Source organism: Rhodoferax sp. RT5P35, assembly GCF_056521385.1.
This window is the reverse complement of sequence record NZ_JBWMAX010000018.1, coordinates 50,243-70,381: the sequence shown is the minus strand read 5'-3', so window position 1 is coordinate 70,381 and position 20,139 is coordinate 50,243. Positions and strand designations below refer to the sequence as shown.

The following is a 20,139-nucleotide window of genomic DNA, read 5'->3' as shown; positions in this document are numbered from 1 at the left end:
CTCTATTTATCGCCATTTTTGTGGCTCTACTACCCAACTACACCATGAAACTGCTCCACATCGACTCCAGCATCCTGGGCTCCAACTCCGTTACCCGCAGCCTCACCGCCCAAATCACGGCGCAGTGGCAAGCCAGCCACCCTGGCACCACAGTCGAGCACCTGGACTTGGCCGTGGCTACGCCCAGCCACCTGTCGGCCGAATCCCTGGGGTTTCGCATGCCGCCCACGGACGCGACCCTGACCCCGGCGCAACGCGCTGAAAACGCCATTTCCGAACAACTGGTGCTGCAATTCCTGGCTGCCGATGTCATCGTGATCGGCGCACCGCTGTACAACTTCACCATCCCCACCCAGCTCAAGGCCTGGATCGACCGCATCTGCCAAGTGGGCCGCACGTTCAGCTACACCGCGACCGGCCCCGTCGGTCTGGCCGGTGGCAAGACGGTGATCGTGGCACTGGGCCGTGGCGGTGTGTATTCCGCCTCCGAAGGTGGCCGCGCCATGGAACACCAAGAAACCTACCTCAGCGTGGTGTTTGGCTTCCTGGGCGTGACCGATGTGCGCTTTGTGCGCGCCGAAGGCGTGGCTATGGGGCCAGACGCCAAAGCAGCTGCCTTGGCCTCGGCCGAGAAGGAAATTGCAGCCCTGGCTGCTTAATAGGCGCTAGCCCGCCACCGGCGGGCATATTCCAGCGCGACGGTGTAGGTGTTGATCTGCACCTGCACCGTCTCTTCAATGCGCACCCCATAGCCGCCTGCCATGGCAAACGCCAGCGGCACGCGGCGCTGCCAAGCCCAGTCGAAGACCCGGCGGTCGCGGGTCTGCATGCCGTCGAACGTCAGCTTGAGGCGGCCCAACCGGTCACCCTCAAACGGGTCCGCACCGGCCAGGTAAATCACCAGTCCCGGCGCAAAGCGCTGGTCCAAATAGCCAAGCGCCGCCTCCAACGCATCCATGTACGCGTTGTCGCCACAACCATCGGGTAGCGGTACGTCCAGGTCGCTAGCCTCTTTTCGGAACGGAAAGTTCTTCTCGCCGTGCAGCGACAAGGTGAACACGCTCGTATCGTTTTGAAAAATGTGTGCCGTGCCGTTACCTTGGTGCACATCCAGATCGATTATGGCGACCTGCAAAGGCAGGCGCTGGTGCCCGTGCTTGCGGCCCCACTCGGCTTGCGCCACCTGTGCCGCCACCGCAGCATCGTTGAAAACACAGAAGCCACCGCCTTTTTCAGCCGTTGCATGGTGGGTACCACCGGCCATATTGGCGGCGATGCCGTGCCCGGCCAGCGCATCGCGCACAGCGGCTACCGTAGCGCCAACGGACCGGCGCGAGCGCTCCACCATCGCCTCACTCCACGGAAAGCCAATTTCCCGCATGGCTGCGGGCTGGAGCTGCTGGATGCTGCCGTCGGCAATGGCCCGGATATAGGCCGGATGGTGGGCCAGCGCCAGCTCGCCGTCGCTGGCCCGCGGGGCTTCCAGCATCTGCACACCGGGCAATTCCACCGCTACCCGGTCGCGCAGCATGTGGTACTTGGCCATCGGGAAACGGTGACCATCGGGCAAGGGCAGGACAAAGTGGTCTGAATAATATGCGCGCATCGGAAATGTGAACTTGGGATGAATGAGCCCAGCGATAGAGTCGAATCCCTAAAATGGTGCAGTGCAACAAACGCCTATTGCAAGCTGAAATGGACGGCCTATAATTTATTCCATGCTGCACTGCAACATAGCCGGCAACGGACAAGGTCAGCGCAGATAGTGAACTTTTCTTTTTCTAAACTGGAGATATTGACATGATGACTGCTGAACAACTCTTGGCCTCGCACAAAGCTACCGTTGAAACCCTGTTTGGTCTGACCACCAAGGCTTTTGAAGGCGTGGAAAAGCTGGTCGAACTGAACCTGACCGCTTCCAAGGCTGCTTTGACCGAAGCCTCCAGCCACTCGCAAGCCGTTCTGAGCGTGAAAGACGCACAAGAACTGTTGGCTCTGCAAGCCAGCCTGCTGCAGCCTTTGGCTGAAAAGACCGCTGCTTACAGCCGTCATCTGTATGACATCGCCCAGGGCACCAGTTCTGAGTTCACCAAGGCTGTCGAAGGCCAATCCGCTGAAGCGCAAAAGAAGATTGCCGGCCTGATCGAATCCGCCACCAAGAACGCACCTGCCGGTTCCGAGTCCGCTGTGGCCGTGATGAAGAGCGCCGTGTCCGCTGCCAACAACGCTTTTGAATCCGTTCAAAAGGCTGTGAAGCAAGCTTCCGACGCTGCCGAAGCCAACTTCAAGGCTGTGGCTGCACAAGCCGTGACCGCTGCTGGCACCACCGCTGCTGCTGCCACCAAGAAGCGTTAATTTCTGCGGGTCTGTCAGCAGACCCTGCAAGACAATTTTAGGGAGCCCCGGTTCCCGCCAATTGTCTCCTCGGGTTCTTTCGACGCCATCAGGCTCAGGAATCCTTCAAGGCCCCGTCAGAAATGACGGGGCTTTTTTTCGTTTGCATGCTATATAAATAGTAGCTACTAGCCCAATCAGAATATACGCCACAGGCCAGTTTCATTCAAAGATGGCTCTTGGCCAGCATGGCTGCGCGCAACGCGGGCAGTGCCTGCAGCATTGCCGCCCGCCCCGCCTCAATCGCCCGGCGGCGGCTGCCGAAGTCGGCGCTTTTCATGCCCAGCAGCACTGGATGCACCACCAGGTCGGCATCGCGCAGCTCATAGGTGTTGATGCTTTTGCCCATGATGGCAAAGGTTTGCAGCAGGATTTGCAGCGTGCCATCGGCCGGATTGCCCTCGGGCGCGCTGGAGATATCGACGGCAATCACCAACTCGGCCCCCATTTGCCGGGCGAAGCGCACTGGCACGGGCGACACCAGGCCGCCGTCCACATACTCGTGCCCGGCAATCCGCACCGGCTGGAACACGGAGGGCACCGCACTGGAGGCCCGTACGGCAGTGCCCGTGTCGCCGCGCTGGAACAGCACCGCTTCACCGCTGTTCAAGTCGGTAGCCACCACGCCCAGGGGCAGTGGCATCAGCTCGATCGGGCGGTTCGCCACCTGGGCGTTGACGTAGCGGGCCAGCGCATCGCCGCGCAACATGCCCCGGCTAAAAATAGGCAGGGTCCAGTCGGTGAATGCGGCCTCTTCCATGGTGTCGGCCACCTGCTGCATCTGCGCGCCGGTCTTGCCGCTGGCATACAACGATGCCACCAGGCTACCAGCCGAGGTGCCCACCACCAGATCGGGGCGGATGCCTGCCTCTTCCAGCACCTGGATCACCCCCACATGCGCAAAGCCGCGCGCCGCACCACCGCCCAATGCCAGGCCGATGCGCGGCAGGTGTTTGACGGCGGGTGGGTTGGTGGCAGGCGGCGGGTTCAGTTCGATCGGTGCGGTCGTGCAGCCTGCCAGTACCGCCGCCAGCAGGCCGATGGCCACGCTACGCCGACCAAGAGCATGCAAAGGGAAAAATGCCATAGGGGAACACGCCTGGTATTTACTACTATAAATATAGCTACAAGTCTTTACGCAGACTGTGCTGAACACCCATTTTATGCGTAAACCTAAAGCCCAGGCTCTGCGCTAAACTGCCCTGCAACACGGGTCAAGGCCCTGGCAAAACACCCACCGCATGCCGCAAAGGAGCACCGAATGCAAGGCCAGCTGGAATTCCACGACTCCGAAGTGCGCAGCATTACGCTGGCAGCCAACGCACTCACTCTGGCCTTCTCCGCCGCCTTTGTACAAGCCGAGGGTGCAGGTCCGGGCTACGTGCAGTCGCTGGTGCTGGCCTGCACTGGGGCTACCGTGGACGGCCCGCTGGCCGACAGCATAGGCCGCATTTCACACGGCAAGCTGTGGGTGGATGGTGTCGCCTTGCCCGCCCTGCCGTTTCCGTACACCGCCCCCGGGCCGGTGCGGCTGGAGCTGCATTTTTCTAACGGCACCCGGTTGGCCGTTACCGCAGCGACGCTGGTGTGCCGGTTCACGGGCGATGCCAGGTTTGTCGAGTCATTTGCCTGCTGAAGCCATAGCCCAACGGTCACAGGTACAGATGGATAGCCTGGCCCAACGCGTCCTGCGCAGCAGGCACCAACACCCCCAGCCGCACCTGGCCAGGCAGGCCAAAAGATGCAGCATCGCGTAATTTGATGCCTTGGGCGCGCAGCCGGGCCAAGAACTGCGGCAAGTCGCCCGTAGTCGGCTGGGCGCAAAAGAAATTGGCATCGCTAGGCAGGCAATACCAGCCGAGGCTGGAGCACAGGGCCCACTGCCGGGCTTTCCAATCGCGCAAGATTGGCACAGTTTGCGCCAGCCACGCCTGGCTGTCCGCGCCAGCCCAGGATTGCAACATCGCCACGCCGTGCGCACCCACCGGCCAGGAAGGGCACAGCGCCTGCAAGGCTGCGGTGTCCGCCCCCAGCGGCGCGATCACATAGGCGGCGCGGATGCCAGTCAGACCCAGGGCTTTGTTGGGGGTCCACATCTGCCACACCCGGTCCATGTGCGCGGCATCCAGGCTGGGCGTGCCTTCCAGGCGCAGCGGGGCGTAGGCGCAGTCGAGCACCAGGCTCTGGCCCGGCTGCAAACCGTCGACCAGCGCCGCCAGACCCGGGTGCGCCTGCCCCAATGGGCTGGACGGCTCACAGGCCCACAGCAGCCGGGCAACATGGGCATCGGCAGCCACCAAACTCCAGGCCTGCGCCGCCTGCGCGTAGTCGCCGTAGTGGTGCTGCGGCAGGCACACGCCCTGCCCCCGGTGCAGCGCACTGATGCGGTGGATGAACTCGCTGGCGCTGGCCGCCAGCAGTAGCCGCGCGGTATCCACGCCGTGCAACTGGGCCAACCGGGCCCGCAGCGCCGTGTACTGCGGATCCGGGTAGCGGGTGGCATCGGCTTTTTGTACGGCGGCCAGGGCATGGGGGCACGGGCCGCAGGCATTGCTGTTGGTGGAGAAGTCAAACAGTGGTACGCCCAATGCGTCCGGGCCACCGTGTACAAAGTTCACAGCCATCTCTCTATCAAAATCATAGCTACTACCGCAAGCAAAATATGCGCTAGAACCACATTTTGCGCATAAAAAATGGCCCGTGGCGTGTCGGAAGCCTGTGGCACCCGGCCCGCCGCGTTCAAGGTGTAGGTGCCCGGCTTACCCAGCCGCACGCCCAGGCACAGCGCCATCGCCGCCATCGGCCAGCCGCTGTTGGGGGATGGTGTCAAACGCGCCTGCTGTCCCAACGCGCGCCATTCGGTGCGGTACGCCAGCCCCATCAACAGCACGGCGGTAATGCGCGCCGGTAGCCAACTCAACACGTCATCCGCCCAGGCCGCCCACTTGCCCGCCCACTCCCACACCCGGCCGTTGCGCTCGCCCCGGTAGCCCCACATCGCGTCGGCGGTATTGGCGAACCGGTACAGCGCCGCGCCCGGCAGGCCCAGCAGCACGAACCAGAAAATAGGGGCGACGACGGAATCGTTCAGGTTCTCGGCCAGCGACTCGATGGCGCTTTCACGCACTTGTCCCTCGCTGAGCACCGAAACGTCGCGGCTGACCAGCCAGGCCAGGCGCTGGCGGCCCGCCTCCAGCGATTCAGCCAAGGCGGCTTCCACCGCCTGCACTTCGCTGCGCAACATCGCCCAGGCCAGCAGGGGTTTGAGCAGCAGTCCCAGCAGCAGCACCGCCAGCAGTCCACCGGGCCATGCGCCCAAGGCTTGGGGCAATTGCAGAATGCTTTTCTGTACCAACCACGCCGCTACATAAACCGTAGCAGCCCCCGCAGACCACACAAGGGCTCCAAGGCTAAAAGACTTGTAATCAGGCCCGGCGGTGGGCGTGGTAGGTGCTACGCGTCGCCCGGCCCAGCCCAGGTAGTTGCCCATCCACACCACAGGGTGCCAGCGCACGGGCGGTTCGCCCAGCCGCCAGTCGACCAGCACAGCCAGCACCAAAACGGCAGCCCATAGCACGCGGTGCGCCCCTTACACCGGCCGCAGCTGGTCCGCCAGCGAGCGGGTCTTGTCGGTAGCCACGTCGCCGGTGTGCAGGGTGGATTTGCGCTCGATCAGCAGGATGTGGCACTCTTCCTCGGCCACCGGGTTGTGGCGCACGCCTTTGGGCACGACGAACATTTCGCCTTCGGACAGCTCGGCCACGCCGGTTTCCATCTCGATGCGGAGGTGGCCTTTGAGGACCATGAACATCTCGTCCTCATCGGTATGGCTGTGCCAGGCCAGGGAACCCAGCACCTTGGCGACTTTGATGTACGAATCGTCCAGCTCGGGGATCACCCGGGGCGACCAGTGTTCGGTCAGCGATGCGGCGATCTGTGCGGGGGAAGAAATGGGGGACATGGGGTTCCTGAATATTCAAATACAGCTCACGGACCATCGGGAATCAAGCGCTTGCCCAGGCTTACGGCCTCGTCTTGCGCGTAGCCCAGGTGGCGGTAGAAATCCAGCACGGCGGTGTTGCTGCTACGTACCTGCAGGTTCAGCTTGGGGCAGCCGAGCGCTCGCAGTTGCTGCTCGATGTGCTGCATCAATGCCGCGCCCAGGCCCTGGCCGCGCTGGCCGGGCTCTACCGCCAGGTAGTTGACCCAGCCGCGGTGTCCGTCGTACCCGGCCATGGCCGTAGCGATAAGTTCGCCATCCACCTCGCCCACCAGAAACAGCTCGCGCTGGACCTGCAGTTTGCGGGCGATGTCCTTGTGCGGGTCGTTCCAGGGGCGGGTCAGGCCGCAGGCCTGCCACAGGGCGACCACGGCGGCTTCGTCGGTTTCTTGGTAGGGGCGTATGTGCATGGTGGGGTATTTTCAGGCCGAAAACAAAGTGGAGGCCTGGCCCCAGGTGTCGTCAAACACCAGCCCTGCCAAGGCCTCGCGCCGGGCCCAGTTTTCCTGCTGCAGCATGGGCTGGTCGTAGAACTTTTCAACCGGCCCCAGGCACAGCAAGGCGATGGGTTCGGCCCCCTCGGGTAGGCCCAGGGTAACGGCCAGCGCCAGCGGGTCGAACAACGACACCCAGCCCATGCCCAGCCCTTCGGCACGGGCGGCCAGCCACAGGTTCTGGATGGCGCAGGCGCTAGAGGCCAGGTCCATCTGCGGCAGGGTGCGGCGGCCAAAAATGTGCTGCTCGCGGCCATTCGGCAGCACCACGGCCAGCACCTCGGCCGCATCCAGCAGGCCTTGTACCTTAAGCCGCATGAAGTCGTCTGCGCGCTGGCCCAGGGCCTGGGCGGTCAGCAGGCGCTCGGCCTCCACCAGGGCGTGCAGTTGCTGGCGCAGGGTGGTCTGGGTGATGCGGATGAAGCGCCAGGGCTGCATAAAGCCCACGCTGGGGCCATGGTGGGCCGCCAGCAAAAGCCGTTGCAGCAGCTCCGGGGCCACGCTGCCACCGTTGAAATGCCGCATGTCGCGGCGCTCGAAGATGGCGCGGTAGACGGCGTCGCGCTCGGGGGCACTGAAGGCGTGGTCGGTCATTAGGTGCTCATTTGGGTAGCGCCACCCACTGCTGGGATATGCGGTGGATGCCGATGCGGTGGTCAAAAACCTGCTCCAGCGCGCGGTGCGTGGCCGGGTCGGCGCACGGGCCTGCGTGGGTGGTGCGGCCCTGGGCCAACACCAGCAGGTCGTCGGCCTGCAGCGCGATCGACAGCTCGTGCAGCACGCTGACCACGGTATGGCCGCGGGCCACCAGCGCGCGTACCAGCAGCAGCCAGTCGGCCTGGTGGGGCGGGTCCAGATTCGCCAGCGGTTCGTCCATCAGCAGCACCGGGGCCTGCACCGCCAGGGCGCGGGCCAGCAGCACGCGCTGGCGTTCGCCGCCCGAGAGCTGGCCTAGTGACCGGGCGCGCCAGTCCCAGGCCTGGGTGGCACGCAGGGCCTGCTCCACGGCGGCCAGGTCCTGGGCGCTGGGTGCCGCCAGCCAGGGGCGGTGCGGGATGCGGCCCAAGAGCGCCACGTCCCAGACGCTGAGGTCGTCGGCACTGGCCTCACCCTGCCCCAGCCAGGCCAGGGTTTGGGCGCGCTGGCGGGCGGGCATGGTGGCCATGTTCTGGCCGAGCAACGTGACGGTTCCGGTGAAGGGCAGCAGGCCCGCCAGCACCTTCAGCAGGGTGGATTTGCCCGCGCCATTGGGGCCGACGATGCCGGTCCAGCGGCCCGCTTGGATATCGACGCTGACCCCATGCAATACAGGTACTTTTGACAGGCTAGCGCTTATGGAATCTGCGCAAATAGCTATATTTTTCATAGCACACCACCCGTGCGCTTGTGCATGCGCCACAGCAGGTAGCTGCCACCCAGCACCGCCGTGAGCACGCCCACCGGCAGCTCCTGCGGGGCGGTGAGCCAGCGGGCCAGAATGTCGGCGGCCAGCAGCAGCACGCCGCCGGTCAGGCTGGCTAGCAACATCAGGCGGCTGTGGGTGGTTTTGACCAGGGACCTAGCCACATGCGGCGCGGCCAGACCCACAAAGGCGATCATGCCGGTCTGCGCCACGGCGGTGCCGGTGGCCAGCGCCAGCACCAGAATCAGCGCGGCGCGCATGCGCGGCAGCGGCAGGCCCAGGCTAGCGGCGGTGGCTTCGCCCAGAGTCAGCCCGTCCAACACCGGGCCCAGCAGCCAGGCCACGGCGGTGCACACGGCCCACACCGCCAGCATCAACAGGCAGGCCGTCCAGCCCACAAAGCCGGTGCTGCCCAGGTTGAAGCCCTGCAGGGCGCTTAGGATGTCGGGGGTGGCCAGCGTGACCAGGTCTTTGCCCGCGCCCAGCACCACACCCACGATCACGCCCGCCAGCAGCAGCCGCAGGATGTGCTGCACGCCGTTGGCCAGCGTCAGGGTCAGCAGCACGCCGCCCACGGCCCCCGCAAAAGCCGCGCCGGTCAGGCCCACGCGCACCAGCCAGGCCGTGGCGAAGGGCGACACCCCCAGCACCGCCAGCGCCAAGGCCATCGCCAGCGCCGCGCCCGAGGCGCTGCCCAGCAGATACGGGTCGGCCAGCGGGTTGCGGAACAGGCCTTGCGCCACCGCGCCCGCCAGTCCCAGCAAGGCACCCGCAGCCCAGGCCCCCAAGGTGCGCGGCAGGCGGATGTCCCAGACGATTTGCAGGGCGATGGGGTCGTGGCGCGCGGCCAGCACGCTGTCGAAGCCGGTGCTGCCGATGCTGGTGCCGATGAGCAGCAGGGCGAACGCCAGCAACAACAGAACCAGAGCGAGCGCGCCGGGGCGAGACTTCACGGCGCCTTCTCCAGCAGGCACGCGGCCATGGCTCTTGCTGCCTCCGCCATGCGCGGGCCGGGGCGCACCAGCACATCGCTTTGCTCAGGCTTAAAGCTGCACACCCGCTGCTCGCGGATGGCGCGGATGCCGCCCCAGCCGGGGCGCTGCGCCAAGCCGATGCTGTTGCGGTCACCCACCATGATCAGGTCCGGGTTGGCGCGCACCACGAACTCGGGGTTCAGCTTGGGAAACGGGCCCAGCGCGGCAGGAACCACGTTCTGCACGCCCAGCCGGGTCAGGGTCTCGCCGATGAAGGACGTGGTGCCTGCGGCGTACGGCGCGGCGTTCACCTCGAAGTAGACGCGGGTGGCTTTGGCCCGCGCAGGCAGCGACTGGGCCGCCGCCGACACACCGGCATCGATGCCGCGCCAGATGCGGGCGGCATCATTGACCGCCAAAAGTTGCCCCAGCGTACCCAGCACGCGCTGCACGTCGGCATAGGTTTTGGGCTCCAGCGCCACCACTTTCAGGCCCAAGGCTTCCAGCCGGGCGCTGGCGCGGGAGGCGGTGGCCAGCAGCACCACGTCGGGGTGCAGGGCGACGATGGCTTCGATGTTCGGGTCCAGCCCGCCGCCCACCTGGGGCAAGGCACGCACGCTGGCCGGAAAGTTGGAATACCGGTCCACTCCCACCAGCCGGGCGCACTGCTCCAGCGCGCAGACGCTTTCGGTCAGCGAGGGCAGCAGGCTGACGATACGCTGCGGGGTCTGGGCGAACTGCACCGTGGTGCCCCGGTCGTCGGTGACCTGCAGGGCGTGGGCCGACGCAGCAGCCAGCCACAGCAGCAGCGCCAAGAACTTCATGCTGCGTCCTTCAAAGTCAGCGGCAAGCCCGCCGCCATCAAAGTCACCCGCTGGCAGCGCTGCGCCACCTGCTGGTTCAATGTGCCCAGCGCGTCCACGAAGGCCCGCACCTCGCGGCCCATGGGGATCACGCCCAGGCCGATCTCGTTGCCCACCAGCACCAGCGGGCCGGGTGCCGCATCAATTGCTTCCAAAAATGTAGCTACTTGCGCAGGTACTATCTGCGCTGGAGGCTGATTTTCTTTAAATTCTTCCAATCTCTTCGAACCCAGCTGAACGGCAGAACGAACGCCATCCAGAAACACCGCAGAACTGGCTTTGCCAGGCTGCTGGTGTTGCCCCCTGCAAGGGGGTCGGCGCAAAGCGCTTTGCGCTGGAGCCTGGGGGTAAGCCAAGTTAGTCAGCCACAGCGTCAAACAGTCCACCACCACCAGCGTGTCGGGGTGGCTGTGCTGGGCAATCGCCTCGGCCAAGCGCAGCGGCTCTTCCACCGTTCGCATGCCCGGCACGCGCTCGGCCCGGTCGCACTGGTGGCGGGCGATGCGCTCTACCATCTCCGCGTCCCAGGGCTGGGCGGTGGCGATGAACACGGCGCGGTGGCCCGCCTGCGCCAGCCACGCCGCAGCCAGCTGCTCGGCGCGGCGCGACTTGCCGCTTTTTTGGCCACCGAGGATGAGTTCGCTGGTGGCGGTTGTCAGTGTCATGGGGAAATAAGCAGAAAGAGGGAGGAAGAAAGATGGGGACTTGCGCAAGTCCTGCGGGTCTGGCCTAGACCATGAATTTTAAGCGTGGGCTCTGCTACGGGTGGCCTGGCACGCACACTAGAATGTGCAAGCTTATGGCCACCCCCACCCAAATTGAACAAGTTGCAGAACGTACCGAGCGTCTGCTGGTGCGATACCGAGAGTTGCAGCGTGCCAACCAGTTGCTGACCGAACAGGTCACCGATCTGGTGTATGACCGCGATTCGCTCAAGTCACGCCTCGGCGCAGCCCGCGCCCGCATCGACGCGCTACTGGAGCGCCTGCCCCAGATCGGCAACCCGCCCGCCATCCGCCCCGCCCCCCGCAAGGACGCAGAATGAAGCAGCTCGACGTGCAAATCCTCGGCCAAAGCTATCTGCTGGGCTGCCCGGAAGGTGGCGAAGCGCGCCTGTTGGAGGCCGTCAAAATGGTCGATACCGCCATGTGCGCCATCCGCGACGGCGGCAAGATCAAGGCGCGTGACCGCATCGCCGTGCTGGCCGCTCTGAATTTGGCGTTTGACCTGACCGACCGGAGCCGTGCACCCGTGCGCCCTGCACCAGTGCAGTCCGAGACCGCCAACGACAACGACCCGGTGCTGACCACGCTGATTGAGCAGCTCGACTTGGCTTTAGGCGACGACGGGCATTTGATTTAGCCTAAAATCAATGGGTCTGCGGTGCATGCCGGGCTTTATATTTCCTTGAACCAATGCTCCATGAGCCCGGGCCTGGAATATCCCCTGGGGAGCGTGATCATCTCGCGTTAGATGAACCCAACTCCAGGGTGACCTAGCCCACCTGAACCCCGGTTCAGGATGCCGGTCCGGTGGCTTCCGCAGACACCTTATTCACCTCCCCCACCCGGTCTTCGCGCTCCACGACCAGTCGGTCCATGGCGCCTACGATCACCCGTTCCAGGTCTTCACTGGGCACGCCGGGGGCACATAAAAACCCCTGGTACTGGTCGCACAGCAGGCGCTGCAGCAAGTCACGCTGGGCCATGGTTTCCACCCCTTCGGCAATCACCGTGAGCTTGAGCGCGCGGCCCATCTGCACGATGGCGCTGACGATGGCCTGGTCGCTCTCGTCATCGGGCAGGCCGCTGATGAAAGAACGGTCGATTTTCAGCTTGTGGATAGGAAATTTCTTCAAATACGCCAGGCTGGAATAGCCGGTGCCAAAGTCGTCGATCGACAAAAACACCCCCAGCCCCGCCAGCGCCCGCAACCGGGCCAGGGCCTCGTCCGCATCTTGCACCAGGATGGATTCGGTCAGCTCCAACTCCAGCAAGGCCGGGTCCAGCCCGGAATCGGCCAAGGCACTGGCCACGCGCTCTACAAAATCGGGTTGCTGAAACTGCAGGGCCGACACATTGACCGAAACTGTGCGGTCGTAGCCCTGGCGCTGCCACTGCGCCGCCTGCCGCACGGCCTCATTCAGCACCCAGGTGCCAATGGTCACAATAAAACCCGATTCTTCGGCCACGGGAATGAAATGGGCGGGCGACACCGCTCCCAGCTCAGGGTCTTGCCAACGGATCAGGGCTTCTACGCCCACCACAGCACCGGTGCTCAGGCTAACCTGCGGTTGGTAGTGCAGCCGAAAACTACCGGCTTCCATGGCCTGGCGCAGGCGGTGCTCCATCTTCATCCGCGACAGCAAAGCCACGTTCATCTGCGGCTGGTAAAAGCGGAAGTTGCCGCGGCCACGCTCTTTAACCCTATTCATGGCGGTGTCGGCCGACTTGATCATGTCGTCCAGCGTTTGCCCGTCCGCCGGGAACATGGCCACGCCGATGCTGCAGCCCACCGAAAAATCCACGCCGTCCATGTGGAACGGCTGGGCCAGGCTTTCCAGCACGCGCTGCGCCACCATCTTGGCCCCCTCGGCATCGGCCTGGTGCAGGTACATCACAAACTCATCGCCACCCAGGCGGCACAGCGTGTCTACCTGGCGCAGGCAGTTCAGCATGCGCTGGCCCACCTCGACCAGCACCCGGTCGCCAAACAAATGGCCCAGCGAATCGTTGATATTTTTAAACCGGTCCAGATCGAGGAACAGGATGGCGAACTCGCCCCCGTCCCGCTCGGCCAGGCGCAGCGCAAAATCCACCCGCTGCGACAGCATCAGCCGGTTCGGCAAGCCGGTCAGCACGTCGGAATACGCCAGTTGCTCGATGCGTTCGAAACTGGCTTTTTTCTCGGTCAGATCCTTGAAGAAACCTATGCTTTGCGTCACCACGCCCTGGGCATCGCGCAGGGCCACCCATGACAAGTGCACCACACAGCAGCTGCCATCGCCACGCTGGTGCTGGGCCTCACCATCCCAGTGGCCTTCACGGTGCCAGCCCCGCTGGACCCGGCCAAACAGCTCGCCACCGCCGGTGTCCTGGAACAGATCGGGAGCCAACTGCCCCATGAACTGCGCCTCGCTGGAGCGGCTCAAACGCTCGCAACCCGGGTTGACTGCCACGATCCGGTGCTGTGCATCGGCAATAAAAATCGCATCCAGACTGGACTCAAACACCTTGCCTGCAAGCTGCAATTGCGCTTCGGACTCGACCCGCTCAGTGATGTCGCGAAACGAATACACCCGACCAATCGACCGCCCCTGGCTGATCTGCGGCCGCGTCACCCGCTCCAGAATGCGCCCGCTGCGCAGCAGCAGCATGTCGGTACCCTGGTACAGCGGCGTGTTGACGATGAAGTCCATCCGCCGCTGATAAGCCGCAATATTGACCACAACCCGGGCCATATGGGCGTACAGCGCGGCATCCACGTGCGGGTCCAGCAGAGCTTCGGGCAGGTCCCACAGCTCGGCGAACTGGCGGTTGCGCACCGTCACCACGCCGTCCAAACTGCACACCAAAATACCATCCACCGTGGACTCCAGCGTGGCCTGCATTTCGGCCAGCACCAGTTCCAGGCGATCTTCCATGCGGCGCAGCGGGCCCAGGTCGCGCAGGGCCACCACGTACACCAGGTCGCCATTACCCAAAGCCAAGGGGCTGACACGCCGCTCCACCAGCAGGCTGCGGCCATCGGCATGCAGCACCAGGCTTTCGGAATGGATGCGCTGGTCCAGCGGGGCATGGCCCGCCGCCACATCGGCCCAAAAATACAGGTCTTCGGGGGCCGGACTGAACTCGGTGGCCAACTGGCCCACCATGGCCTCGCGCGACAGGCCCAGCAACTGGGCGGCCGCGGCATTGACCATCACGATGCTGCAATCGCCGGGCGCAACAATCCATACTGCGTCGGGCAGGCTGTCGATCAGGGCCCCGAGTACACCCGCGTTCACCCTAGGCACCAGGCCGGTCGGTAGTAACCACCCGCTCAAAAAAATAAGACACCCGCTGGCGGGGCGACAAATAGTCTTGTACCGCACGCGGCAATTGCGAGGGTTTAAGGCTGCGCCGTATGCCCAGCTCGGGAGCGTGCTCCAGGTCCACCATCAGCGCCTCATCGCGCGGCACACCGGCATCGAATACCACCACATAGGGTTTCAAAGGGCGGGTCGAGTTGACCGACACCACCATCGCATACCCGTCGTTCAGCAGTTGCACCACCGAGCCCGGCGGGTACACACCCATCATGCGGATGAACGCGCCCAGCGTAGCGGTATCGAAGCGCGCCTTCATTTGCGCAAAAATTAGCGACAAGGCTTCGTGCGGGGTCATGGCGTTGACCAGCCGGGGCGGGTTGCACAGGTTGTCGTAGCGGTTGACCAGCGCCAGGATCTTGCCACTGGCCGACATATTGGCCCCCACCAGACCCGACGGAAAACCGCTGCCATCGGCCAGTTCGTGGTGCTGGGCAATGGAGCGCAGCACGTCTTGTGATAGGCCCATGCGCCGTCCCAACACCAAGCTGTGCTCTACATGCTCCTGGTAAACCAACTGCTCGGAGGCCGAAAAACCCGGGTCCTGGTAGCGCATGCGCTCGGCCATCTGGACCTTGCCCAGGTCGTGCAGCAACGCCGCCAGACCCAGATCGGTCAGCGCAGCGGCAGGCAGACCCAGGGCTTTGCCCAACAGCAAAGACACCACCATCACATTCACCGGATGTACCGCGCTGCGCTCGCCCATGGCCTCGGACAGCAAACGGATAGCAGACTCGCCCTCGGCCAGGATGTCCTCCACACAGCCTGTCACCAGGGCGGTGCACTCTTCGCGCATCGGCACCGCCCGGCTGCTAGCCTGATCGACCACCCGCCGGTACTGCTGGGTAGCTTCATTGAACCGGCGCTCGCACACCGACAGACTGCGCCGCTGGGCGGCGAGTCGATCTCGGCGCTGCAAACGCAGTAGCTCGGCCTCACTTAGGGGGGCTTGGGGAAGCTTGTCAGAGTCTGCTGCGCGTGGGTCGGAGGACCGCGGGGAAGAGCCATCGGACGCAGTCAAGGGCGCAGGTACGCTGTCGGTGGGTGGATCACTTTGGTCCGGAAAGTACCGTACCTGGCTCACACCCAAGGACAAAATTGTCTTGATTTGGTCGTCAGAGGTGATTTTGAAGCTGCCCTTGGGGAATGGGTGGTCCATCCAACCAAGGTCTAGCTGAATGAACAGTCCCCGGCGCAATTGGGCTACATCAATCCAGCGGGAAGAGGTTTCTCCCATGGTTTAAGTGTGTACAACTAAAAACTGCATTTTTTGATTATGCCGTCAACAGGTCACATTCTGTTACGAAACGTGAAATAGTTCACAGTAAAGCCATTTACTTTGGATTCGGACGAAAAACAAAACAGCGCATGAACCGCTGGAAAACAAGGCTATTTGTAACCTGGTGTAAACCATTTATCGTCTAACCCTGCACAAACTTAAATCAAGTCGTCACATTTTGTGCATTCTGCGCGCGCCTTTGGCAATACACCAGCAAAGGCCAAATCGGCCGCCATCAGAGATACCGTGAAACCGGCTTTACCGGACCACTGGGTCCACCCCCTGCAAGGAGGCTGGCGCAGCCTGGGGTGTTCCATACACGGCGCGCAAGCTGTTCTTTTGTACTTTGCCCATCGCGTTGCGCGGCAACTCGGCCACTAAAAAGCAGTGTTTGGGCACTTTGAAGTGGGCTATGCGGGCCTTCAGTGCCGCCAAAATCTGCACCGGGTCAAGTACCACCCCCGCCTGCGCAATGACCACGGCCACGCCCACCTCCCCAAAGTCGGTATGCGGCACGCCTACCACCGCGCTTTCGGCCACACCGGGCAGTTCGTTGATGGCGGCCTCGACCTCGGCGGGGTAAACGTTGTAGCCGCCGCTGATGATGAGATCTTTGCTGCGGCCCACAATGTGCACATAGCCCCGTGCGTCGACCTGGCCTACATCGCCCGTTTTGAAAAAGCCATCGGCCGTGAATTCTTCGGCCGTCTTTTCGGGCATGCGCCAGTAGCCCTGGAACACATTCGGCCCGCGTACCTGGATGCCGCCGATCTCGCCGGTAGGCAGGGGCTGGTTCGCACCGTCCACCACCCGTAGCTGCACACCCGGAAGTGGGAAGCCCACGGTGCCGCCGCGCCGCTCGCCATCCTCCAGGCGGTAGGGGTTGGAGGTCAGCATGGCGGTTTCGCTCATGCCGTAGCGTTCCAGAATGGTGTGGCCAGTGCGCGCCTGCCATGCGTTGAAGGTGTCGATCAGCAGCGGAGCCGACCCGGCGATGAACAAACGCATAGTGCGCGCCGCCTCGGGCGTCAGCTCTGGCTCTTGCAGCAGGCGCACGTACAGTGTGGGCACGCCCATGAACAACGTGGCGCGGGGCAGCCATTGCACCACTTTGCGCGCGTCAAACTTGGCGCCCCACAACATCTTGCTGCCATTGAGTAGCGCACCGTGGATAGCCACAAACAGGCCGTGCACGTGGAAGATGGGCAAGACGTGGATCAGTACATCGCCAGGTTGCCAGCCCCAGTAGTCTTTCAGCGTAGCGGCATTGCTCAGCAGATTGCCGTGCGACAGCATCGCGCCTTTGCTGCGCCCAGTGGTGCCGCTGGTGTACAAAATCGCGGCCAGGTCGTCGGCCTGTTGCTGCGCCACGGTGTGCTGGTCGCTGTGGTGGGCGGCGCGGTCCAGCAGGGAACCGGTGCGGTCGCTGTTCAAGGTAAAGACATATTCGGTGCCCGCCATGAAGGCGATCTTGCTGACCCAACCAAAGTTGGGCGCGCTGCAGACCACCACGGCGGGCTCGGCGTTGCCAATGAAGTAGCGGATTTCATCGGCTTGGTAGGCGGTGTTGAGCGGCAAAAACACATAGCCTGCGCGCAAGGTGGCCAGGTACAAGGCCACTGCTTCCACCGATTTGTCTACCTGCACTGCAATGCGGGCCCCGGCGGGCAGGCCCAGCGAGGCCAGCAAGTTGGCCAACATGGCCGTGCTGCGGTCCAGATCCCGCCAGGAGTACCGCAGGCCGTTGTCGGTCTCTATGGCCACGGCATCCAGATCAGACGGAAAACCGGCCCGCAGCGCCGTAAACAGGTTGTGGTTGCGCTCGGGCATGCCGTAGTCCTTCCAAGTCAAATACTATCTATTTCATAGCTACTAGCGCAGGTGGAACATACGCTAGAGGCCATTTTTACTTAAATTTTTTCTCCAGGCGTGGTGCGGCGACTTTGCCTGCCCACCACCACATCAGCGCCCCGCCCAGAATCATCGGCACGCACAGCCACTGACCCATGCTCATGCCCAGTGACAGCAGACCCAAGAAGGCATCCGGCTCGCGGAAGAACTCGGCAATAAAGCGGAACACGCCGTAGCCAAACAGGAACGCAGCGGCCACCTGGCCCGGCGCACGCTCTTTGCGCGCATACAGCCACAGCAGCACGAACAGCAGCAAACCCTCCATCAGAAACTGGTAGACCTGCGATGGGTGGCGCGGCAGCGGGCCGCCGTCGCGGAACACCATGCCCCAGGGCAAATCGGGTGCACTCAGCCGCCCCCAGAGTTCACCGTTGATGAAGTTGCCAACCCGACCTGCCGCCAAACCCGTGGGCACGCACGGAGCCACAAAGTCGGCCACCTGCCAGAACGGCTTTTTGCGCGAGGTGGCAAACCACACCATGGACGCAATCACGCCCAGCAGCCCACCGTGGAAAGACATGCCGCCTTGCCACACATAAAACACTTCCAGTGGATGGCTGAGGTAGTAACCGGGCTTATAAAACAGACAGTAGCCCAGGCGCCCGCCCAGCACCACGCCCATCACACCCAGGAACAAAATGTCTTCCACGTCTTTCGAGACCCAGGCCCCCGGCCCGGTGATGCGGGCAAACGGCGGATGCCGCAAACGGCGGATGCCCAGGAACATGAACAGCGCAAACGCGGCCAGATAGGTCAGGCCGTACCAGTGGACCGCGAGAGGCCCGATTTGCAGGGCGATTGGATTGATTTGGGGGTGGATCAGCATGGCCGGTATTGTGCCCGCAGCCCTCGCCCTGCCTGGCCCGCACCCAAACCAAAGCCTGAAAACGGCGAATCCCACCACCTGCCCTGGGTATAACCGCAAGGGCATACTCCAAATATGGCTTCTGGTTCAGCTTTCAACACCTCTTCTGCCCACCCAACCGCTCGCGCGCGCCGCCGCTGGCTGCGCTGGCCCCTGCGCCTGTTGGGCCTGGTGCTGCTATTGCTCCTTGGCCCCGTGGGCGTGCTGGCCTCGGGCACGCTCGACATGCACACCCCCTGGAACCAGGCCCGTAGCGACAGCACCGGCCAGACACCCGACCCGGCGGTGGAGCGGCGTGCGGTGGTGCAGGTGTTTGGCGCGCGCACCGTGCGCTGGCGTGGCGCTTTTGCCATCCACCCGTGGATTGCCGTCAAGCGCGCGGGCGCAGACCACTACACCACTTACCAGGTGGTGGGTTGGCGGGCCCAAAACGGCGAGGAGGCGCTGGTCACCGGCAGCAGCAGCCATCCCGATGCCCGCTGGTACGGGGCTTATCCGCAACTGCTGGTCGACCACCGCGGTGCGGACGCAGAGGGCATGATCGATGCCATAGAGGCGGCCGTGGCGGCCTATCCCTGGGGCCATGCGTACCGACTCTGGCCTGGCCCGAATAGCAATACCTTTGTCGCATGGGTCGCGCGCCGCGTGCCCGCGCTGCACCTGGACCTGCCGCCCACCGCCATAGGCAAGGACTACCTCGGCCCCAACACCTTCGTTGACCATGCCCCCAGTGGCACGGGCTGGCAGGTATCGCTGCTGGGCCTGGCGGGGGTGACGGTGGCGCGCGAAGAGGGCCTGGAGTTGAACCTGCTGGGGCTGGGCTTCGGCATCGATGTGAAACACCGGCAACTGCGCCTGCCGGGCTTTGGCAAAGTGCCTGCACAGTAGGTTCCAGGTTTAGCACAAAATAAGCCTCTCGCCCAAATTCAGCATACACAAGCAGCTATCAATAATATAGCTATTGCGCCACAAAGGCAATGAACCGCTCCAGCGCCGGGCTGGATTGGTCCGCCGACCACACCAGACTGGTCTCGCACCCCGGCAGCGCCACGCCACCCTTGCCTTTTTTACCCGGCTCCACACTGCGGTACACCACCCCTGGCCGCTGGAACTGCGTCACGCTGTGCGGCACCCAGGCGCAGCCCAGCCCAGCGGACACCAGGTTGACGATGGTCTGCATCTGGATAGCCTCTTGCGCCACCGTCGGCAGGTGCCCGGCGGCGTGGTAGGCGGCAAAGATCGCGTCATATAGCGATGGCACGATGCGGCGCGGAAAGATCACCAAGGGCGCGTCCAGCACGGCGGCCAACGTCAGCCGAGGGAGTGCCGCCAGGGGGTGCTGCTCGGGCACGGCCAGCACCAGCGGCTCCTGGTGCACGGTGTGGCGCTCCAGCCCCACCGGGGCGAAACCGGGCGCGTGCAGCATGAAGCCCGCGTCCAGCGTGCCCTGGGCAAAGGCCTGTAACTGCACATCGCCCGTGGCCTCCACCAGCTCCATTTGCACCAACGGGTGCAGGGCACGAAAGCCGCGCACCCACTGCGGCAGCAACGCAAAGCCCACCGTGGACACAAAGGCTAGCCGCAGGCGGCCCAGCTCGCCCGCGGCCGCCGCCCGGGCGTGTTCGGGCAAGGCCTGGGCGCGGGCCAGCAGGTCCAGCACCTCGGGCAGCAGCGCCCGCCCGGTGGCGGTGAGCTGCACGCTGCGCTTGGTGCGGTCAAACAAGCGCACGGCCAGGCGCTTTTCCAGTAGAGCAATGGCTTGCGTCAGCGGCGGCTGGGTCATGTGCAGGCGCCGGGCGGCGTGGCCAAAGTGCAGCTCGTCGGCCAGCACGGCAAACTGGTTCCACAATCTCAACTCGATATCATTCAT

General features: G+C 64.0%; 21 protein-coding genes, 1 other RNA gene and 1 pseudogene. 7 read left to right on the top strand and 16 right to left on the bottom strand.

Features of this window, described 5'->3' with window-relative positions:
- Positions 1–44 precede the first annotated feature (44 nt).
- The gene (locus tag AC097L_RS21745) at positions 45–659 is read left to right on the top strand and encodes an FMN-dependent NADH-azoreductase (RefSeq protein ID WP_479588806.1); all 615 of its coding nucleotides are present in this window, start codon (positions 45–47) and stop codon (positions 657–659) included.
- On the opposite strand, the gene AC097L_RS21740 is transcribed toward AC097L_RS21745, so the two are convergent.
- Entirely contained in the window at positions 656–1,606 is a 951-nt protein-coding gene (locus AC097L_RS21740) for a histone deacetylase family protein (protein WP_479588805.1), read from the bottom strand. The two genes, AC097L_RS21745 and AC097L_RS21740, sit on opposite strands and share 4 nt — an antisense overlap.
- A gap of 194 nt (positions 1,607–1,800) precedes the next feature.
- Between AC097L_RS21740 and AC097L_RS21735 the strand changes: the two genes are divergently transcribed.
- Positions 1,801–2,355 (top strand): phasin family protein, encoded by a 555-nt coding sequence (locus AC097L_RS21735; protein ID WP_295950848.1) that lies wholly within the window; start codon positions 1,801–1,803, stop codon positions 2,353–2,355.
- Between the two features lie 205 nt (positions 2,356–2,560).
- On the opposite strand, the gene AC097L_RS21730 is transcribed toward AC097L_RS21735, so the two are convergent.
- Positions 2,561–3,481 carry a patatin-like phospholipase family protein gene (locus AC097L_RS21730; RefSeq protein WP_479588804.1) on the bottom strand — a complete coding sequence of 307 codons (921 nt, stop codon included), beginning with the start codon at positions 3,479–3,481 and terminating at the stop codon, positions 2,561–2,563.
- A 174-nt stretch (positions 3,482–3,655) separates the two neighbouring features.
- Here AC097L_RS21730 and AC097L_RS21725 point away from each other — a divergent pair, with 174 nt between their 5' ends.
- On the top strand, positions 3,656–4,030 hold the full coding sequence (locus tag AC097L_RS21725) for a hypothetical protein (RefSeq protein ID WP_479588803.1): 375 nt from the start codon (positions 3,656–3,658) through the stop codon (positions 4,028–4,030).
- 16 nt (positions 4,031–4,046) lie between these two features.
- On the opposite strand, the gene AC097L_RS21720 is transcribed toward AC097L_RS21725, so the two are convergent.
- From AC097L_RS21720 to AC097L_RS21680, 9 genes are read right to left on the bottom strand one after another with little or no spacing between them, the layout of a single operon-like run.
- Positions 4,047–5,018: an aminotransferase class I/II-fold pyridoxal phosphate-dependent enzyme gene (locus tag AC097L_RS21720; RefSeq protein WP_479588802.1), complete on the bottom strand. Its 972-nt coding sequence runs from the start codon at positions 5,016–5,018 to the stop codon at positions 4,047–4,049.
- Entirely contained in the window at positions 5,009–5,971 is a 963-nt protein-coding gene (gene cbiB, locus AC097L_RS21715) for an adenosylcobinamide-phosphate synthase CbiB (RefSeq protein WP_479588801.1), read from the bottom strand. The genes AC097L_RS21720 and cbiB overlap by 10 nt, the downstream gene beginning before the upstream one ends.
- 12 nt (positions 5,972–5,983) lie before the next feature.
- The gene (locus tag AC097L_RS21710) at positions 5,984–6,355 is read right to left on the bottom strand and encodes a cupin domain-containing protein (RefSeq protein WP_479588800.1); all 372 of its coding nucleotides are present in this window, start codon (positions 6,353–6,355) and stop codon (positions 5,984–5,986) included.
- Positions 6,356–6,381: 26 nt separating this feature from the next.
- Positions 6,382–6,804: a GNAT family acetyltransferase gene (locus AC097L_RS21705; protein ID WP_479588799.1), complete on the bottom strand. Its 423-nt coding sequence runs from the start codon at positions 6,802–6,804 to the stop codon at positions 6,382–6,384.
- A gap of 12 nt (positions 6,805–6,816) precedes the next feature.
- Complete coding sequence (gene bluB / locus AC097L_RS21700) at positions 6,817–7,482, bottom strand: 5,6-dimethylbenzimidazole synthase (RefSeq protein WP_479588798.1); 666 nt, start codon at positions 7,480–7,482, stop codon at positions 6,817–6,819.
- A gap of 7 nt (positions 7,483–7,489) precedes the next feature.
- On the bottom strand, positions 7,490–8,254 hold the full coding sequence (locus AC097L_RS21695; protein ID WP_479588797.1) for an ABC transporter ATP-binding protein: 765 nt from the start codon (positions 8,252–8,254) through the stop codon (positions 7,490–7,492).
- Positions 8,251–9,243: a FecCD family ABC transporter permease gene (locus AC097L_RS21690; RefSeq protein WP_479588796.1), complete on the bottom strand. Its 993-nt coding sequence runs from the start codon at positions 9,241–9,243 to the stop codon at positions 8,251–8,253. The genes AC097L_RS21695 and AC097L_RS21690 overlap by 4 nt, the downstream gene beginning before the upstream one ends.
- Entirely contained in the window at positions 9,240–10,088 is an 849-nt protein-coding gene (locus tag AC097L_RS21685) for an ABC transporter substrate-binding protein (protein WP_479588795.1), read from the bottom strand. Before AC097L_RS21685 ends, AC097L_RS21690 begins: the two co-directional genes overlap by 4 nt.
- Positions 10,085–10,792 (bottom strand): bifunctional adenosylcobinamide kinase/adenosylcobinamide-phosphate guanylyltransferase, encoded by a 708-nt coding sequence (locus AC097L_RS21680; RefSeq protein ID WP_479588794.1) that lies wholly within the window; start codon positions 10,790–10,792, stop codon positions 10,085–10,087. The genes AC097L_RS21685 and AC097L_RS21680 overlap by 4 nt, the downstream gene beginning before the upstream one ends.
- 134 nt (positions 10,793–10,926) lie before the next feature.
- Here AC097L_RS21680 and AC097L_RS21675 point away from each other — a divergent pair, with 134 nt between their 5' ends.
- The 3 genes from AC097L_RS21675 to ssrS all read left to right on the top strand — a co-directional run bounded on the left by AC097L_RS21675 (position 10,927) and on the right by ssrS (position 11,679).
- Positions 10,927–11,172, top strand: coding sequence for a DUF904 domain-containing protein (locus AC097L_RS21675; protein ID WP_479588793.1), 246 nt, complete (start codon positions 10,927–10,929; stop codon positions 11,170–11,172).
- Positions 11,169–11,489, top strand: coding sequence for a cell division protein ZapA (locus tag AC097L_RS21670; protein ID WP_479588792.1), 321 nt, complete (start codon positions 11,169–11,171; stop codon positions 11,487–11,489). The genes AC097L_RS21675 and AC097L_RS21670 overlap by 4 nt, the downstream gene beginning before the upstream one ends.
- Positions 11,490–11,499: 10 nt before the next feature.
- A non-coding RNA gene (gene ssrS, locus AC097L_RS21665) (6S RNA) lies at positions 11,500–11,679 on the top strand.
- 150 nt (positions 11,680–11,829) lie between these two features.
- Here ssrS and AC097L_RS21660 read toward each other — a convergent pair.
- From AC097L_RS21660 to lgt, 4 genes and pseudogenes are all read right to left on the bottom strand, one after another.
- Positions 11,830–14,052: pseudogene (locus AC097L_RS21660) on the bottom strand (sensor domain-containing protein); the annotation flags it as partial.
- Positions 14,053–14,134: 82 nt separating this feature from the next.
- Positions 14,135–15,451 carry an HD-GYP domain-containing protein gene (locus AC097L_RS21655; protein ID WP_479588791.1) on the bottom strand — a complete coding sequence of 439 codons (1,317 nt, stop codon included), beginning with the start codon at positions 15,449–15,451 and terminating at the stop codon, positions 14,135–14,137.
- A gap of 300 nt (positions 15,452–15,751) precedes the next feature.
- Complete coding sequence (locus AC097L_RS21650; protein WP_479588790.1) at positions 15,752–17,323, bottom strand: malonate--CoA ligase; 1,572 nt, start codon at positions 17,321–17,323, stop codon at positions 15,752–15,754.
- A gap of 76 nt (positions 17,324–17,399) precedes the next feature.
- Complete coding sequence (lgt, locus tag AC097L_RS21645; protein WP_479588789.1) at positions 17,400–18,230, bottom strand: prolipoprotein diacylglyceryl transferase; 831 nt, start codon at positions 18,228–18,230, stop codon at positions 17,400–17,402.
- 114 nt (positions 18,231–18,344) lie between these two features.
- Between lgt and AC097L_RS21640 the strand changes: the two genes are divergently transcribed.
- Positions 18,345–19,157, top strand: a complete 813-nt coding sequence (locus tag AC097L_RS21640) for a DUF3750 domain-containing protein (RefSeq protein WP_479588788.1) — start codon at positions 18,345–18,347, stop codon at positions 19,155–19,157.
- Positions 19,158–19,227: 70 nt separating this feature from the next.
- Here AC097L_RS21640 and AC097L_RS21635 read toward each other — a convergent pair whose 3' ends face one another.
- Positions 19,228–20,139 (bottom strand): LysR substrate-binding domain-containing protein, encoded by a 912-nt coding sequence (locus tag AC097L_RS21635; RefSeq protein WP_479588787.1) that lies wholly within the window; start codon positions 20,137–20,139, stop codon positions 19,228–19,230.

Excerpts from the sequence above, each read along its gene's own strand:
- bluB (WP_479588798.1), bottom strand. The coding sequence starts at position 7,482 with ATGACCGACCACGCCTTCAGTGCCCCCGAGCGCGACGCCGTCTACCGC.
- AC097L_RS21725 (WP_479588803.1), top strand. The coding sequence starts at position 3,656 with ATGCAAGGCCAGCTGGAATTCCACGACTCCGAAGTGCGCAGCATTACG.
- AC097L_RS21675 (WP_479588793.1), top strand. The coding sequence starts at position 10,927 with ATGGCCACCCCCACCCAAATTGAACAAGTTGCAGAACGTACCGAGCGT.
- AC097L_RS21740 (WP_479588805.1), bottom strand. The coding sequence starts at position 1,606 with ATGCGCGCATATTATTCAGACCACTTTGTCCTGCCCTTGCCCGATGGT.
- AC097L_RS21745 (WP_479588806.1), top strand. The coding sequence starts at position 45 with ATGAAACTGCTCCACATCGACTCCAGCATCCTGGGCTCCAACTCCGTT.
- AC097L_RS21735 (WP_295950848.1), top strand. The coding sequence starts at position 1,801 with ATGATGACTGCTGAACAACTCTTGGCCTCGCACAAAGCTACCGTTGAA.
- AC097L_RS21650 (WP_479588790.1), bottom strand. The coding sequence starts at position 17,323 with ATGCCCGAGCGCAACCACAACCTGTTTACGGCGCTGCGGGCCGGTTTT.
- AC097L_RS21655 (WP_479588791.1), bottom strand. The coding sequence starts at position 15,451 with ATGGGAGAAACCTCTTCCCGCTGGATTGATGTAGCCCAATTGCGCCGG.
- AC097L_RS21670 (WP_479588792.1), top strand. The coding sequence starts at position 11,169 with ATGAAGCAGCTCGACGTGCAAATCCTCGGCCAAAGCTATCTGCTGGGC.
- AC097L_RS21635 (WP_479588787.1), bottom strand. The coding sequence starts at position 20,139 with ATGAATGATATCGAGTTGAGATTGTGGAACCAGTTTGCCGTGCTGGCC.
- AC097L_RS21705 (WP_479588799.1), bottom strand. The coding sequence starts at position 6,804 with ATGCACATACGCCCCTACCAAGAAACCGACGAAGCCGCCGTGGTCGCC.
- lgt (WP_479588789.1), bottom strand. The coding sequence starts at position 18,230 with ATGCTGATCCACCCCCAAATCAATCCAATCGCCCTGCAAATCGGGCCT.
- AC097L_RS21640 (WP_479588788.1), top strand. The coding sequence starts at position 18,345 with ATGGCTTCTGGTTCAGCTTTCAACACCTCTTCTGCCCACCCAACCGCT.
- AC097L_RS21685 (WP_479588795.1), bottom strand. The coding sequence starts at position 10,088 with ATGAAGTTCTTGGCGCTGCTGCTGTGGCTGGCTGCTGCGTCGGCCCAC.
- AC097L_RS21720 (WP_479588802.1), bottom strand. The coding sequence starts at position 5,018 with ATGGCTGTGAACTTTGTACACGGTGGCCCGGACGCATTGGGCGTACCA.
- AC097L_RS21680 (WP_479588794.1), bottom strand. The coding sequence starts at position 10,792 with ATGACACTGACAACCGCCACCAGCGAACTCATCCTCGGTGGCCAAAAA.
- AC097L_RS21710 (WP_479588800.1), bottom strand. The coding sequence starts at position 6,355 with ATGTCCCCCATTTCTTCCCCCGCACAGATCGCCGCATCGCTGACCGAA.
- AC097L_RS21695 (WP_479588797.1), bottom strand. The coding sequence starts at position 8,254 with ATGAAAAATATAGCTATTTGCGCAGATTCCATAAGCGCTAGCCTGTCA.
- AC097L_RS21730 (WP_479588804.1), bottom strand. The coding sequence starts at position 3,481 with ATGGCATTTTTCCCTTTGCATGCTCTTGGTCGGCGTAGCGTGGCCATC.